The organism is Achromobacter sp. 1011811831, assembly GCF_059760905.1.
Window position 1 is genome coordinate 34696 of record NZ_JCBANG010000044.1, and the last position, 15377, is coordinate 50072.

General features: G+C 68.8%; 13 protein-coding genes. 7 read left to right on the plus strand and 6 right to left on the minus strand.

The genetic code is table 11. From position 1 onward, the window contains the following. Positions 1-250 precede the first annotated feature (250 nt). The 3 genes from AC6LJ9_RS17385 to AC6LJ9_RS17395 are packed head-to-tail and all read left to right on the plus strand — an operon-like array spanning position 251 to position 3226. Entirely contained in the window at positions 251-1543 is a 1293-nt protein-coding gene (locus AC6LJ9_RS17385; protein ID WP_498148539.1) for a M20/M25/M40 family metallo-hydrolase, read from the plus strand. A 55-nt stretch (positions 1544-1598) separates the two neighbouring features. After that, a complete protein-coding gene (gene ugpQ, locus AC6LJ9_RS17390) occupies positions 1599-2351 on the plus strand; it encodes a glycerophosphodiester phosphodiesterase (RefSeq protein ID WP_498148540.1) in 753 nt (250 codons plus the stop codon). A gap of 14 nt (positions 2352-2365) precedes the next feature. Beyond that, positions 2366-3226, plus strand: a complete 861-nt coding sequence (locus tag AC6LJ9_RS17395; RefSeq protein WP_498139791.1) for a 23S rRNA (adenine(2030)-N(6))-methyltransferase RlmJ — start codon at positions 2366-2368, stop codon at positions 3224-3226. A 13-nt stretch (positions 3227-3239) separates the two neighbouring features. On the opposite strand, the gene AC6LJ9_RS17400 is transcribed toward AC6LJ9_RS17395, so the two are convergent. Further along, positions 3240-4133: a LysR family transcriptional regulator gene (locus AC6LJ9_RS17400; protein WP_212318619.1), complete on the minus strand. Its 894-nt coding sequence runs from the start codon at positions 4131-4133 to the stop codon at positions 3240-3242. A gap of 160 nt (positions 4134-4293) precedes the next feature. Here AC6LJ9_RS17400 and hglS point away from each other — a divergent pair, with 160 nt between their 5' ends. Together hglS and AC6LJ9_RS17410 are read left to right on the plus strand one after the other, a co-directional pair. Beyond that, on the plus strand, positions 4294-5679 hold the full coding sequence (gene hglS / locus AC6LJ9_RS17405; RefSeq protein ID WP_498148541.1) for a 2-oxoadipate dioxygenase/decarboxylase HglS: 1386 nt from the start codon (positions 4294-4296) through the stop codon (positions 5677-5679). Between the two features lie 29 nt (positions 5680-5708). Then, positions 5709-6923, plus strand: coding sequence for an aminotransferase-like domain-containing protein (locus AC6LJ9_RS17410; RefSeq protein WP_498148542.1), 1215 nt, complete (start codon positions 5709-5711; stop codon positions 6921-6923). A 49-nt stretch (positions 6924-6972) separates the two neighbouring features. Here the strand turns inward: AC6LJ9_RS17410 and AC6LJ9_RS17415 are convergent, their stop codons facing one another. The 3 genes from AC6LJ9_RS17415 to AC6LJ9_RS17425 form a co-directional block, all read right to left on the minus strand. After that, positions 6973-8397 carry a dihydrolipoyl dehydrogenase gene (locus tag AC6LJ9_RS17415; RefSeq protein ID WP_498148543.1) on the minus strand — a complete coding sequence of 475 codons (1425 nt, stop codon included), beginning with the start codon at positions 8395-8397 and terminating at the stop codon, positions 6973-6975. A 215-nt stretch (positions 8398-8612) separates the two neighbouring features. Further along, entirely contained in the window at positions 8613-9341 is a 729-nt protein-coding gene (locus AC6LJ9_RS17420) for a glutathione peroxidase (RefSeq protein WP_103274583.1), read from the minus strand. A gap of 193 nt (positions 9342-9534) precedes the next feature. After that, positions 9535-9735: a heavy-metal-associated domain-containing protein gene (locus tag AC6LJ9_RS17425; protein ID WP_212318631.1), complete on the minus strand. Its 201-nt coding sequence runs from the start codon at positions 9733-9735 to the stop codon at positions 9535-9537. Positions 9736-9895: 160 nt separating this feature from the next. On the opposite strand from AC6LJ9_RS17425, the gene AC6LJ9_RS17430 reads away from it, so the two are divergent. After that, positions 9896-12178, plus strand: coding sequence for a heavy metal translocating P-type ATPase (locus tag AC6LJ9_RS17430; RefSeq protein ID WP_498148544.1), 2283 nt, complete (start codon positions 9896-9898; stop codon positions 12176-12178). Positions 12179-12210: 32 nt separating this feature from the next. Continuing rightward, positions 12211-12597, plus strand: coding sequence for a Cu(I)-responsive transcriptional regulator (gene cueR, locus AC6LJ9_RS17435; protein WP_212318635.1), 387 nt, complete (start codon positions 12211-12213; stop codon positions 12595-12597). Between the two features lie 112 nt (positions 12598-12709). Here the strand turns inward: cueR and rlmD are convergent, their stop codons facing one another. Together rlmD and AC6LJ9_RS17445 are read right to left on the minus strand one after the other, a co-directional pair. Next, on the minus strand, positions 12710-14113 hold the full coding sequence (gene rlmD / locus AC6LJ9_RS17440; protein ID WP_498148545.1) for a 23S rRNA (uracil(1939)-C(5))-methyltransferase RlmD: 1404 nt from the start codon (positions 14111-14113) through the stop codon (positions 12710-12712). Positions 14114-14259: 146 nt separating this feature from the next. Continuing rightward, a complete protein-coding gene (locus tag AC6LJ9_RS17445) occupies positions 14260-15012 on the minus strand; it encodes a TorF family putative porin (protein WP_498148546.1) in 753 nt (250 codons plus the stop codon). Positions 15013-15377: the final 365 nt, after the last annotated feature.

Here is a 15377-nt window from a genome sequence, read left to right on the forward strand (position 1 = left end):
AAACCGGGAGCCGCAAGAAAACGCATAAAAAAAGGCGAACGAGCTTCGCCTTGTTCCCACACCGGTTATACACCGGATCAGCCGCGGGATTTTAGCATTTCCCGCCCGCGCGCGACGTTCAGATTCCCTTGATCATCGCCCGGCGCCAGCGCGTCAAGCAGGGAAACCCCGGTTCCGGCGCGCCGGCCCGGCCCGTATCGTGGTCCGTTCCCGGGCGCCCGGCGCCCAGCGACAAACGAGGTTTGCGTTCATGATGACTCCGCGCCTTTCCCCATTCCTCACCCGCGCCGCGGGCGCCACCGCCCTGTTCCTGGCTTGCTCGGCGGCCTGGGGCGCGCCCGTGGCGGCCGTGCACGAGGCCGCCCAGGCCGAGCGGCAGGCCATGCTGGACACTATGCGCGACCTGGTCGGCATCGAATCCGGCAGCAAGGACGTCGAGGGCGTGGAACGCATCGCCGCGCTGGTGCGCGACCGGCTGGCGGCGCTGGGCGGCAAGGCCGAGATCATCCAACCCGCCCAGGTCTTCCGCCTGGACGACACGCCGGAGAAGGTCGGCCCCATGGTGCGGGCCGAGTTCCTGGGCAGCGGCGACAAGAAGATCATGCTGATCGCCCATATGGACACCGTCTACCGCAACGGCATGCTCAAGGACCAGCCCTTCCGCATCGACGGCGACAAGGCCTATGGCCTGGGCATCGCCGACGACAAGCACGGCGTGGCGGCCATCATTCACACCTTGGCCCTGCTGCGCAAGCTGGACTTCCGCGGCTACGGCAAGATCACCGTGCTGATCAACGGCGACGAGGAAATCAGCTCGCCGGGCGCGCGCGACACCATCACCGCCCTCGCGGCCGACCAGGACGCCGTGTTCTCGTATGAAGGCGGCGGCGCCGAAGCCCGGCTGACGCTGGCCACCAGCGGCATCGGCGCGGCCTACCTGACCGTGCAGGGCAAGACCTCGCACGCGGGCGCGCGGCCCGAGGGCGGCATCAACGCGCTGTACGAGCTGGCCCACCAGGTGCTGCAGATGGACAAGCTGTCGCAACCCGACAAGGGACTGAAGCTGAACTGGACCGTGGCCCAGGCCGGCACCAACCGCAATGTCATCCCGGGCCAGGCCACGGCCCAGGCCGATGCCCGCGCGCTGCGCGTGGCCGATTTCGACGCGCTGGCGCGCACGCTGGAGGAAAAGTCGCGCAACAAGCTCTTGCCCGAGTCCAAGGTCAGCGTGAAGTTCGAGGTGCGCCGCCCGCCCCTGGAGGCCACCGCCGCCTCGCGGGCGCTGGCCTCGCACGGCGTGATCATCTACCAGGAGCTGGGCCTGCCCATGAAGGTGGTGGACCGCGCCAGCGGCGGCGGCACCGACGCCGCCTTCGCCGCGCTGAAGGCGCGCGGCCCGGTCATCGAGGGCATGAGCCTGTCCGGCTTCGGCGCCCACTCCAATGACGCGGAGTACATACAGATAGGCAGCATCGTGCCCCGGCTGTACCTGTCCACGCGCATGATCATGGATGTGTCGCAGGGCAAGGCGCCGCTGAAATAGGCCATTAGGAGTATCCTTGCAACCCTGCTCCGTAGAACACTCAAGCAACACCCAAATGACCGCAAACCTCCCCTCCTGGCCCTACTCCCGTTACATCGCCCACCGCGGCGGCGGCCGCCTGGCGCCGGAGAACACGCTGGCCGCCATGCGCGTCGGCGCCGAACACGGTTTCACCATGTTCGAGTACGACGTCAAGCTCAGCCGCGACAACGTGCTGGTGCTGATGCACGACGATGACGTGGACCGCAGCTCGAACGGCCACGGCCCTGCCGCCGCCAAGGACTACATCGAACTGGCGCAGCTGGATTTCGGCAGCTGGCACTCGGCCGCCTACGCCGGCGAACCGCTGCCCACCTTCGCCGCCGTGGCCCGCTACACCGTCGCCAACGGCATCGCCAGCAACGTCGAGATCAAGCCCTGCCCGGGTCGCGAGGCCGAGACCGGCCGCGCCGTGGCGCTGGCCGCCCGCGAGCTGTGGCGCCAATCGACCACCGCCCCCCTGCTTTCTTCCTTCGCCGAAGAGGCGCTGGCGGCGGCGCTGGAAGCCGCGCCCGAGCTGCCGCGCGCGCTGCTGGTGGAAAAAGTCCCGGCCGACTGGCTGGCGCGCCTGCAGAAATACCAGTGCGTGGCGCTGAACATCAACCAGAAGGACGCCACCCGCGAGCTGATCGACGCCGTGCACGCCGCCGGCTACCGCATCGCCGCCTGGACCGTCAACGATCCGGAGCGCGCGCGCCTGCTGCTCGACTGGGGCATCGACGGCATCTTCACCGACGAGCTGGCCGCGATCCGGCCCGTCCAGGCTTAAAGGACCGGGCGCCCGTGTTCAGCTACCGCCACGCCTTCCACGCCGGCAACCACGCCGACGTGCTCAAGCACGCCATCCTCGTCCACACGCTGGATTACTTCAACCGCAAGGACGCGCCGTACTGGGTCATCGACACCCATGCCGGCGCCGGCCTGTACAGCCTGGACGGCGACTGGGCCACCAAGACCGCCGAGTCCGCCGACGGCATCGGCCGGCTCTGGGAGCGCGACGATCTGCCGCCCATCCTGGCCGAGTACCTGCAGCGCGTCCGCGCCTACAACACCAACGGCCGGCTGCGCCGCTATCCCGGCTCGCCCTGGCTGACGCTCGATGCGCTGCGTCCGTCGGACCGGCTGCGCATGTTCGAGATGCACCCGACCGAGATCGACACGCTGGTCGGCAACCTGGAACACCTGGACCGCAACGCCCAGCGCCAGACCACCATCTACGGCGACGACGGCTTCGAAGGCGTGAAGGCGCTGCTGCCGCCGCCCACGCGGCGCGGCATGGTGCTGATCGATCCGTCCTATGAAGACAAGAACGACTACCGCCGCACGCTGAACACGGTCAAGGAGTGCATCAAGCGTTTCGCCACCGGCACCATCGCCGTCTGGTATCCGCTGGTGCAGCGGCGCGAGGCCAACGAGATGGCCCGCCACCTGGAAAACCTGAAGGTCAAGAGCTGGCTGCACGCCACGCTGACCGTCAAGAAAGCGGCCATCGACGGCTACGGCCTGCACGGCAGCGGCATGTTCCTGGTCAATCCGCCCTGGACGCTGCACGAGGCGCTCAAGCCCGCCATGCCCTATCTGGCGCGCGAGCTGGCGCAGGACGACCGGGCCGGCTTCACGCTGCAATACCGCGAGAACACCTGAGCGGGCGTGCGCCTCAGGGTTGCCGCGCCGCCGCCGCGAGCCAGGCGCGAAACGCCTGCAGCGGCGGATAGCTGGCCTGGCTCGGACGCCAGGCCAGATAGTATTTCTCGGCGCTTTCCACCTGCGCGTCGATGGCCAGCACCAGATCGCCGCGCGCCAGTTCGGCCTCGATCAGGAAGCGCGGCAACAGCGCCACTCCCAGGCCCGACATGGCCGCCTGCGAGGCCAGCGCGAACTGGTCCACCAGCATGCCGTTCACGCCCTGGGCCTGCACGCCCATGGCGTGGAACCAGCGCTCCCAGGCGTCCGGCCGGCTTTCCAGGTGCAGCAGCGGCGCCTTTAGCAGATCCGCCGGCGCCTGGAAATCGAACTGTTCGCGCAGCGCCCGGCTGCATGCCGGCACCACCTGCTCGCTCATCAGGAAATCCAGCTCGGCCCCCGGCCATACCGGCAGGCCGAAGTGGATCGCCGCGTCCACCGGCTCGGTGGCGAAATCGAATTGTTCCGGGCGCGTGGCCAGGTTGATGGTGATGCCGGGATTGGCCGCCATGAACGCCGGCAGCCTCGGCGCCAGCCAGCGCGTGCCGAAGGTGGGCAGGATCGCGATATTCAGCGTGCCGCCCTGCGGATTGGCGCGAAAGCCCAGCGTGGCCGCCGACACGCGCTTGAGCGCCTCGCGGATTTCCCGGGCATAGGCCTCGCCGGCCTTGTTCAGCCGCACGGTCTGGCGCTCGCGCACGAACAGATCCGTGCCCAGCAGCTCTTCCAGCGCGCGGATCTGCCGGCTGACGGCGCTTTGCGTCAGGCTCAGCTCCAGCGCCGCGCCCGTGAAGCTCTGGTGGCGGGCGGCCGCCTCGAAGGCACAGAGCACGGACATGGAGGGCAGGTATTTGCGCGGGAATTTCATGGGAGTTCATTCTATTTATGAATGACCTTGGACACAAATGTCGGTTGACCCTCTTGTGTACACACCTGGAGAATCACGCAATCGGGAGCTTTTCATGTATTTAATGAATGACATGAAGGTTCTCTGCCGACTCTCTTCCACCTTGACCCCGTTTCCTGCCATGACCCGCTCCTCCCTCGTTTCCCCGGATGACATCCGCACCCGTTTCTCGCGCGCCATGTCCGGCATGTACCGCCAGGAAGTGCCGCAATACGGCACCCTGCTGGACCTGGTCGCCGACATCAACGCCAACGTGCTGGCCGGATCGCCGGAACTGCGCGACAGTCTGGCGCGCTCGGCCAGCCTGGAGCGGCTGAACCTGGAGCGCCACGGCGCCATCCGCCTGGGCACGGCCGCCGAACTGGCGACCATGCGCCGCGTGTTCGCGGTGATGGGCATGGAGCCCGTCGGCTACTACGATCTGTCGGTCGCCGGCATTCCGGTCCACTCCACCGCCTTCCGCCCGGTCGGCGACGCTGCGCTGGCGGCCAATCCCTTCCGCGTGTTCACCTCGCTGCTGCGCCTGGAACTGCTCGAAGACCAGGCCCTGGCCGCGCAGGCGCGCGAGATCCTGGAACGGCGCAACATCTTCACGGCGCGCGCGCTGGCGCTGACCGAGCAGTTCGAACGGGACGGCGGCCTGGAGAGCGCCCAGGCGGACGAATTCGTCGAACAGGTGCGCGAGACCTTCCGCTGGCACAGCGAGGCCACCGTCACGGCCGAGACCTACAAGGCGCTGCACGACGCCCATCGCCTGATCGCCGACGTGGTCTGTTTCGCCGGCCCGCATATCAATCACCTGACCCCGCGCACGCTGGACATCGACGCGCTGCAGGCCGCCATGCCGGGCCGCGGCATTCCCGCCAAGGAAGTGGTCGAAGGCCCGCCGCGTCGCAAGCACCCCATCCTGCTGCGCCAGACCAGCTTCAAGGCGCTGGAGGAACCGGTCCGCTTCCTGGGCGCGGACACCGCCGGCACCCATACCGCGCGCTTCGGCGAAGTCGAGCAGCGCGGCATCGCGCTGACCCGCAAGGGCCGCCAGCGCTACGACGCGCTGCTGGCCCGCGCCCGCGAGCAGGCGCCCGGTCAACGCTACGAAGACCGGCTGGCCGAGGTCTTCACGGAATTCCCCGACGACCTGGACGCGCTGCGCGCCGAAGGCCTGGCCTTCTTCCGCTACGCGCTGACCGACGAGGGCCTGCGCCACGCCGACCCGTCGGCCGCCGACCTGGACGTCGATGCGCTGCTGGCCCGCGGCCTGGCGCAAGCCAATCCGATCACCTACGAGGACTTCCTGCCCGTGAGCGCGGCCGGCATCTTCCGCTCGAACCTGGGCAGCGCAGAGCAGCGCAACTACTCGGCCAACGAAGCGCGCGCGGCCTTTGAACGCGACCTGGGCTGCGCCGTGCACGACGAGATCGCCCTGTACGAAGCGGCCCAGGCCGAATCGCTGGCGCGCGTCCGCGCCCTGCTCGGCCAGGCCGAAGACGCCGCCCTGCCCGCCTGAACGCCCGCGCCCCGCACAACGAGCCGACCATGAGCCACTCTCCCTACGCCGCCGCCTTCGCCGAACCGGCCGGTTCGCCCATCCGCGAACTGTTTCCCTACCTGAGCCGTCCCGGCATGATTTCCTTCGCCGGCGGCTATCCCTCGCCGGCGCTGCTGGATGACGCCGGCATCGAACAGGCCGCGCAACGGGTCTTCGCCCAGGGCGCCGGCATCCTGCAGTACGGCGCGACCGAAGGCGCCCCGGCGCTGCGCGAGGCGCTGGCGCGGCTCTGCGGCGCGCGCGGTATCGAGGCGAAGCCCGAGGACATCCTGGTGACCACGGGCTCGCAGCAGGCTTTCGACCTGCTGGTGCGCGTGTTCGTGGAGCCCGGCGACGTGGTCTATGTGGAATCGCCCTCCTATCCGGCGACGCTGCAGGCGCTGCGCCTGGCTGGCGCGCGCATCGAGCAGGTGCCGGTGGACGATCAGGGCATGCGGATCGACGCGCTGGAATCGCTGCTGGCGAACGCGCCGGCCGATGCCATGCCCAAGCTCATCTACACCGTCCCGACCTACTCCAACCCTTGCGGCACGCTGTTGTCCCAGGAGCGGCGCGCGCAGCTGGCGAGCCTGGCGGCGCGGCACGGCGTGGTCGTGGTCGAGGACGATCCCTACGGCGAGCTGCGCTTCTCGCCCACGGCGGTCGAGCCGATCCACGCGCTGGGCGCCAGGCTGCCGTCGGCCAATCCGGTGATCTACCTGTCCAGCCTGTCCAAGACGCTGGCGCCGGCGCTGCGCGTCGGCTGGATGGTGGCGCCGGCCGAAGTCATCCGCCGCTGCGCCATCGCCAAGCAGACCACCGACCTGTGCACGTCGCCGATCGCGCAGCTGATCGCCGCGGAATACCTGAATGCCGGCCGCTATCCGGACACGGTGGAACGCGCCCGGCGCGAGTACGGCGCCCGCATGCAGGCCATGGTCGACATGCTGCAGGCCGAACTCGGCGGCCGCATCCGGGCCAATCCGCCGGAAGGCGGCATGTTCATCTGGGCCGAGGCGCAGGACGACCTGGCGCCCGGCGCGCTGTTCCAGGCCTGCGTGGACCAGGGCGTGCTGTTCGTGCCCGGCGCGGCCTTCTATGCGGCCACGCCCAAGGCCGGCACCATGCGGCTGTCGTATGCCGCGCCCAACGTGGACCAGATCCGCGAAGGCGTGCGCCGGCTGGCCGCCGCGTGCAACAGCGCGCTGGCCGCCGGCAAGTAGTCGCGCTGGCAAGAAGCGGGGCCGCAATTGCGGCCCCGGCTTTGACCACTCAAGCCGTTTCCTCCACCTGCAGCGCCTCGCGCGCCTGCGCCAGCTTGGCGGCGGCATCGCGCAGCGCCGTGCGCAGGCCTTCCTCGATCACGGGGTGGTAGAACGGCATCTCCAGCATCCGCGCCACGGTCAGCTCCTGCTGCACGGCCCAGGCCAGCAGGTGGCCGATGTGCTCGGCGCTGGGACCGACCATCTCGGCGCCCAGGAAACGGCCAGTCGCGATGTCGGCGTACACGTGCAACATGCCCCGGTTCTTCAGCATCACGCGCGACCGTCCCTGATCGCCGAAATCGACCTGGCCGGTGACGAAGGTGCCCGGCACCAGCCGCGCGTGGCCCTGTCCGGCCAACGCGATCTGCGGATCCGAGAACACCACCGCCAGCGGCGCGCGCCGCAGTCCGGGACGCACATCGGGATAGCTCGCGGCGTTCTCGCCGGCGATGCGGCCCTCGTCGGCGGCCTCGTGCAACAGCGGCGCGTCGGCGTTGGCGTCGCCGGCGATGAAGATAGGCGCATTGCCGGCCTGCATGGTCTCGCGGTCGAACAGCGGCACGCCCTGCTTGTTCAATGCCAGCGAGGTGTGCTCCAGGCCCAGCCCGTCCACGTTGGGGCGGCGGCCGGTGGCGACCAGCGCATAGTCGAAGCGCTCGGTGCGCTCGCTATTGTCCAGCGCCACGTAGCGCACCTCGACCTCATCGCCGACGCGCCTGGTTTCCAGCACGCGGGCGTCCGGATCCAGGTAGAACTCGCGCTGGAAGATCTTGCGGGCGCTCTGGCGCACCAGCGGGTCGCTGATGCCGCCCAGGCTGCCGCTGACGCCGAACACGCGCACCTCGACGCCCAGGCGCGCCAGCGCCTGGCCCAGCTCCAGTCCGATCACGCCGGGACCGAACACGGCCACGCGGCGCGGCAGATCGTCCCAGGCGAACACATCGTCGTTGACGACCAGCCGATCGCCCAACTCGCGCAGCGGCGGCGGCACCGACGGCCGCGAGCCGGTGGCGATCACCACCCGCGAAGCCTGGATCTCGGTATGTTCATCCACGCGCAGCACGGTGTCCGACACGAAGCGCGCCTGGCCGCGGATCTTGTCCTCGGCGGGAATGTTCTCCACGCCGTCCAGCACGAAGCCGACGAAACGGTCGCGCTCGCGCTTGACGCGATCCATGACCGCCCTGCCATCCACGCTGACCTCGCCTTCCACGCGCACGCCGAACGCATCGGTGTGCGTCGCGGCATGCGCGGCCTCGGCGGCGGCGATCAACAGCTTGGACGGCATGCAGCCCACGCGGGCGCAGGTCGTGCCGTAGGGGCCGCCCTCAATCAGCAAGGCGCGCTTGCCAGCGGCGCGGGCGGCGCGATAGGCGGCCAGGCCGGCGGTGCCGGCGCCGATGATGGCAACGTCAGTGTGCAGGGTCTTCATATCCATGTGCTCCCGATATGGCGTGGTTGTGCGGTGTAATTCCAAGGGCGAATTCGCCTTGCTGCGCGGGCTCGGGACGCGACCGCCCCCGCGGCGCCCGGATGGGGCCGCGCAGGAACGCGCACAGCGGGGGGAATTCGGCGCGGGCTCCGCCATGCAAGGCGCGGAGCCGCGCGGCATGCCGGGCCGCCCGGGCCCGGCATGCCTGATGCCTGTCAGGCGAAGTGCGCCTTCAGGTCGTCCAGGCCGCCGATCAGCGAGCCGTTGATGAACACCTGCGGCGCGGTGCCCTTGCCCGAGACGGCGCCGATGACGCGGCCGCGGACCTTGTTCTCCAGCGGGATCTCGATCGGATCGAAACCCTTGTCCTGCAGCAGCGCCTTGGCTTCCACGCAGAACGGGCAGCCAGGCTTGGAGAACACGACCACCTGGTCGGGCTTCTTGGCCTTGGGGGCGAAGTACGCCAGCATGGTGTCGGCGTCCGACACTTCAAACGGATCGCCTTCCTTTTCCGGCTCGATGAACATCTTCTGCACCACGCCGTCCTTGACCAGCATGGAGTAGCGCCAGCTGCGCTTGCCGAAGCCCAGGTCGCTCTTGTCGACCAGCATGCCCATGCCTTCGGTGAAGGCGCCGTTGCCGTCGGGCAGCAGCGTGATGTTGGCCGATTCCTGGTCCTTGGCCCATTCGTTCATCACGAAGGTGTCGTTCACCGACACACACACGATGCTGTCCACGCCTTCCTTGAAGAACGCGGGCGCCAGTTCGTTGTAGCGCGGCAGGTGGGTCGACGAGCAGGTCGGCGTGAAAGCGCCGGGAAGCGAAAAGACCACGACCGTCTTGTTCTTGAAGATGTCGTCGGACGTGAGCTTTTTCCAGGTGTTGCCCTCGCGGACAGGGAACGTGACGTTGGGAACACGTTGGCCTTCACGGTTTTGCAGCATTCAATCTCTCCTTGGGGTAGCGGGGTTCTGTTCAACCACCATGGAAAGAATGATAAATCGGCACTATCAATATATCAAATTTAATTGCTTTAATTGATCAATAGTTTTAAGCAATAGGCAAATGAAAAACGCCTGATGGATTCTATGGGATCCATCCGGCGCGCGCCAGGGCCAAGCCGACCCGGCGGGACGCTCAAACGCGGGCCGGCTCGTAGCCCGCGTCGCGGATGGCGGCCTCGACCTTGTCCGCCTGGTCGGTGCCGGTCACTGTCACGCGGTGCGTCGCCAGGTCCGTCGCGACCGCCGAGCCGGGCACAGCGGCCGTAACCGCGCCGGTGATGGTCTTGACGCAGTGGCCGCAGGTCATGTCGGGGACTTGGAACTCGATGCTCATGGATGCTCTCCGAAAGATTCAGGGACGGCCTGGAATGATCCCAGGCATGGCAGCACTGTAAACCTTCCCATAATGGAAAGGTCAAGCGTAAAATCAGGCTTGACCTTCCAATAATGGGAAGGATGAAACTGTGGGCTTCCCGGATAGAAAGAGACCCGCCATGAACATCGCCATCCCCGCCTCTTCCAGCGAGCTGGAGCTCGCCATCGAGGGCATGACCTGCGCGTCCTGCGTCAAGCGCGTCGAGAAGGCCCTGACCCGCGTGCCGGGCGTGGCCCAGGCCCAGGTGAACCTGGCCACCGAGCGCGCGCTGGTCGCCTTCGACCCGACCGCCGCCGACGCCCAGGCGCTGGTGGACGCCGTCGGCAAGATCGGCTACGAGGCCCGCCCCATCGCCGCCGAGGACGATCACGCCGAACGCCAGGCCGAGGCCCGCGACGCCGAGGCGCGCCGCCTGAAGCAGGCCTTTGGCATCTCGCTGGCCCTGACGCTGCCCGTCTTCGTGCTCGAGATGGGCTCGCACCTGATTCCCGCCATGCATCACTGGGTGCTGGCCAATATCGGCCGGCAGAACAGCTGGCTGCTGCAATTCGCGCTGACCACGCTGGTGCTGGCCTGGCCGGGCCGGCACTTCTTCAGCAAGGGCTTCCTGGCCCTGTGGCGCCGCGCGCCCGAGATGAACTCGCTGGTGGCGCTGGGCGCCGGCGCCGCCTGGAGCTATTCCGTGGTGGCCACCTTCGCGCCGCAATGGCTGCCCGAGGCCTCCCGCAACGTCTATTTCGAGGCGGCCGCCGTCATCGTCACGCTGATCCTGCTGGGCCGCATGCTGGAGGCGCGCGCCAAGGGCCGCACCGGCGCGGCCATCCAGCGCCTGATCGGCCTGCAGCCGCGCACCGCCCGCGTCATGCGCGACGGCCAGCCCGTGGACCTGCCCATCGAGCAGGTGCGCAAGGGCGAGATCGTGCTGGTGCGTCCCGGCGAGAAGATCCCGCTGGACGGCGAAATCATCGAAGGCAATTCCTACGTGGACGAATCCATGCTCACGGGCGAGCCCGTGCCGGTCGAAAAGACGGCCGGCATGCAGGCCACCGGCGGCACGCTGAACACGTCCGGCAGTTTCACGCTGCGCGTGACCCATACCGGCGCCGACACCATGCTGGCGCGCATCATCCGCATGGTCGAGGCCGCGCAAGGCGCGCGCCTGCCCATCCAGGCGCTGGTGGACCGCGTCACCGGCTGGTTCGTGCCTGCCGTGATGGGCGTGGCCCTGGTCACCTTCCTGCTCTGGCTGTTCCTCGGTCCCACGCCGGCCCTGTCGCACGCGCTGGTCAACGCCGTGGCCGTGCTGATCATCGCCTGCCCTTGCGCAATGGGCCTGGCCACGCCGACCTCCATCATGGTCGGCACCGGCCGCGCCGCGGAAATGGGCGTGCTGTTCCGCCAGGGCGACGCGCTGCAGACGCTGCGCGACGTGCAGGTCGTGGCGTTCGACAAGACCGGCACGCTGACGCTGGGCAAGCCCACGCTGACCGGCCTGGAAGCCGCGCCCGGCCATGACGCCGAGCAAGTCCTGCTGTGGGTCGCGTCGGTGCAGGCCCGTTCCGAGCACCCCATCGCCGTCGCCATCGTCGCGGCCGCCGCCGAGCGCAAGCTGGCGCTGCTGCCCGCCGAGGGTTTCGCCGCCATCACCGGCGCGGGCGTGGAAGCCGTGGTCGAGGGCCGCAAGGTGCTGGCCGGCGCCGCCCGCCTGATGGCCGAGCGCGGCGTGGACGTCGGCGTCTTCGGCGAACGCGCCACCGAATGGGGCAGCCAGGGCAAGACGCCGATCTTCGTTGCCGTGGACGGCCGCGCCGCCGCCATGATGGCCGTGACCGACCCGGTCAAGCCCTCGGCCGTGGCCGCCATCGCCTCGCTGCACGCGCAGGGCCTGAAGACCGCCATGATCACCGGCGACAACCGCCACACCGCGCAGGCCGTGGCGCGCGAGCTGGGCATCGACGAGGTGCGCGCCGAAGTCCTGCCCGACGGCAAGGTGGCCGCCATCACCGCGCTGCGCGAGGGCGGCCGCAAGGTGGCCTTCGTCGGCGACGGCATCAACGACGCGCCGGCGCTGGCCGCCGCCGACACCGGCATCGCCATCGGCACGGGCACCGACGTGGCGATCGAGGCCGCGTCCGTGGTGCTGATGGCCGAGGATCTGAACGGCGTGCCCAACGCCATCGCGCTCAGCCGCGCCACGCTGGCCAACATCCGCCAGAACCTGTTCTGGGCCTTCGCCTACAACGCCGCGCTGATCCCGCTGGCCGCCGGCGCGCTGTATCCGGCCTTCGGCCTGTCGCTGTCGCCGATCTTCGCCGCCGGCGCCATGGCGCTGTCCAGCGTCTTCGTGCTGGGCAATGCGCTGCGCCTGAAGACCTTCCGCCCGCAGGCCGCGCGGGCCTGAGCCCCGCGCCGGACCACACTGGAGCCCACGAGATGAACATCGGACAAGCCGCCCAGGCCTCTGGCATATCCGCCAAGATGATCCGCTACTACGAGAGCATCGGGCTGATCGGCCCGGCGCTGCGCACCGAGTCGGGCTACCGCGTCTACGGCGACCACGAACTGCACACGCTGCGTTTCGTGCGCCGCGCGCGCGACCTGGGATTCTCGGTCGAGCAGATGAACGAGCTGCTGGCGCTGTGGCGCGACCGCAGCCGCGCCAGCGCCGACGTCAAGCGCATCGCGCTGGAGCATGTGCAGGAACTGGAGCGCAAGGCCGAAGCCCTGCGCGACATGGCCGCCACGCTCAAGCACCTGGCGCAGAACTGCCATGGCGACGGCCGGCCGGACTGCCCGATCCTCGAAGGATTGCAGGGGTAATAGTCTCCCCCGAAGCGCCTGCGGCGCCTCTCCCCAGGAGGCGCCACCCGTGGCCCGGCAAAGCCGGCTCCATGGCGGCCCCGTTACAGGAAGGGACGTTTGGTGCGGATCTTCAGGCGGCGGCGGGGGTTTCCTCGGCGGCCAGGCGGGCCGCTTCGGCTTTTTCGCGGGCGCGCTGCTGCGCCTCGCGCACGGCATCGGCGTCCAGCGATTCGAACACGGCGATGGATTCGACATGGCCGGTGTGCGGGAACATGTTGATCACGCCCGCGCTCTTCAGGACATAGCCGCCCTCGTGCACCATGATGGAGGCATCGCGCGCCAGCGTGGCCGGATTACAGGACACGTAGACGATGCGACGCGGACGCTCTTCGGCCGCCAGCAGCGACAGCGCCTGCGCCACGGCCTGCGCGCCTTCGCGCGGCGGGTCGATCAGCATGCGGTCAAAGTAGCCCAGGCCGCGCAGCCATTCCACATCCACCTCGAACAGGTTCAGCGTGGCGAAGCTGGTGCTTGCCGCCAGCCCGTGGCGCGCGGCGGCCTCGAAGGCGCGGTCGGTCAGCATCTTGCTGCCTTCCACGCCCACCGCCTCGCGGCCCTGGGTCGCCAGCGGCAGCGTGAAATTGCCCAGGCCGCAGAACAGGTCGGCGACGCGGTCGGTGGGCTGCACTTCCAGCAGGGTCAGCGCGCGCGACACCATCGAACGGTTGATCGCGTGGTTGACCTGCGTGAAATCGGTGGGACGGTACGGCATGCGCAGGCCGAATTCCGGCATGGTGTAGGCCAGCGCGTCGGCATCGGCCGGCTCCAGCGCGTGCACGGTGTCCGGCCCCTTGGGCTGGAGCCACCATTGCACCTGATGCTTGGCCGCGAACGCGCGCAGGATGGCGATATCGCCGTCGGTCAGCGGCAGCAGGTGGCGCAGCACCAGCGCGGTCACACCCTCGCCCAGCGCGACCTCGATCTGCGGCATGCGGTCGGGCGCGGACATCGAGGCGATCATGGCGCGCAAGGGCAGCAACAGGTCGCTGACGTGGCGCGGCAGCACATGGCATTCGCGCATGTCGGCCACATAACTGCTCTTGCGCTCATGGAAGCCCACCAGCACGCCGCCCTTCTTCGGCACCACCCGCACCGACAGGCGGGCGCGGTAGCGGTAGCCCCAGGTCGGGCCCTGCAGGGGTGGCAGCACGCGCGCGGGACGGAGCTTGCCGACGTGCCAGAAGGTGTCCTCCAGCGAACGCTGCTTGATCGCGACCTGGGTGCTGGGTTCCAGGTGCTGCATGGCACAGCCGCCACAGACGCCGAAATGCGGGCAGCGCGGCACCACGCGTTGCGACGACGGACGCAGGATCTCCTCGACGCGAGCGATTTCGTAGGACGGCTTGCGGCGCACGGTGGCGGCCACCACGCGTTCGCCCGGCAGGGCGCCCTCAACGAACACGACCTTGCCCTCGCGGCGGGCGATGCCGCGGGCTTCCAGGTCGAGGGATTCGATATTCAAAACGTCAGACATCTTGCGCGGTCCAGGATTACATGCAACCGCGCATTGTAAAGCGAGCGGCGGGAGCGCCGCAGTCGCCCCCGCGCAGGACCGCCGTCGCCCCGCGCCCAGGCGGGGCGCCTCGCCAGCCAACTGCCCCGCCGGCCGCCTTCGGTCCCTCAGAAGCTGCGCGCCACCGAGAACACCGCTCCCAAACGTCCCGACGGATGGCCGTACTTGGTCGGCAGCCAGTTGTCCTTGGTCGCGCCCACGGCCGCCAGGCCCAGCACCCAGCCCTTCAGGTCCTTGGTCACGCCCAGCTTGTAATCCACGTAATGGCTGATGGAATCGCCCTTCATGTTGGTCTGGTTCTTGAGCTTCTGGTAGCCCAGATGCCCGACCAGGCCCCAGCCGTCGCCCAGGTCGAAATTGGCGGTGCCGTCCAGGTACCAGGTGCCCTTGCTGTCGGGCGTGCTGAAGAAATCGCCGGGCGTGTAGGAATACTTCAGCGTGTAGTTGGCGTAGGTCGCGGCCAGGTAGAGATCGGTGTTGTTGTAGTTGCCGCCCTTGGGCGAGCTGGAACCCGGGTAGTAGTAGTGCAGCACCCCCGCGTCCAGTATCAGCCCGCCGCCCACGTCCCCCTTCCAGCCGCCGTAGAAGTCCATTTCCAGGTTGCCGTCGGTGTAGACGAAGCTGGACACGTTGGAGTTCCAGTTCCCCAGATAGAAGCCCGAGCTGTGGTTCAGGTCGAAGCCCAGCTGCGCGGCCGGACGGAAGTCGGTCTGCGAATAGCCGCGAAAGCGGTAGTCGCTGACGATGGCGGCGTTGCCGCTGAGCGAGAAGCCGCCGCCCAGATCGGTGGGCTCGGCTTGCGCGACCGCCGCGAAACATGCAGCGAACACGAGGGGCAAGGCTGGCAGCGTCTTCTTCATGGTGCGGAGTCCTGGTCGGATGAAGGGAGTCGGCGGAACGCCTATCGGGCATTTCCGGCCGGCCGGCGCGTCGGATCGATGGCGCCGGCCTGCTGCTCTTTAAGCAAGGCCCGTGCCAGGTTTCAATCCGGTGACGCCGCGCTGGCGCCGGGCTGAACACGAGGCAACACGCACCAGAAGCGTGCCGCGCGGGCACGTCCCCGCCCTTCCCTCGCATCAAAATGGGGAATACGCGCCATGCTGGACCATGCCCCCGCTCCATGCCGAGAGCCGGGCCGCCACCCCATGGCAGCGGCACCATGGCAACGGTCCCGGGATCGCGGCGGTCGCAGGGGCGGAAACAAAGAAGCCCCCGGACGCGGGAG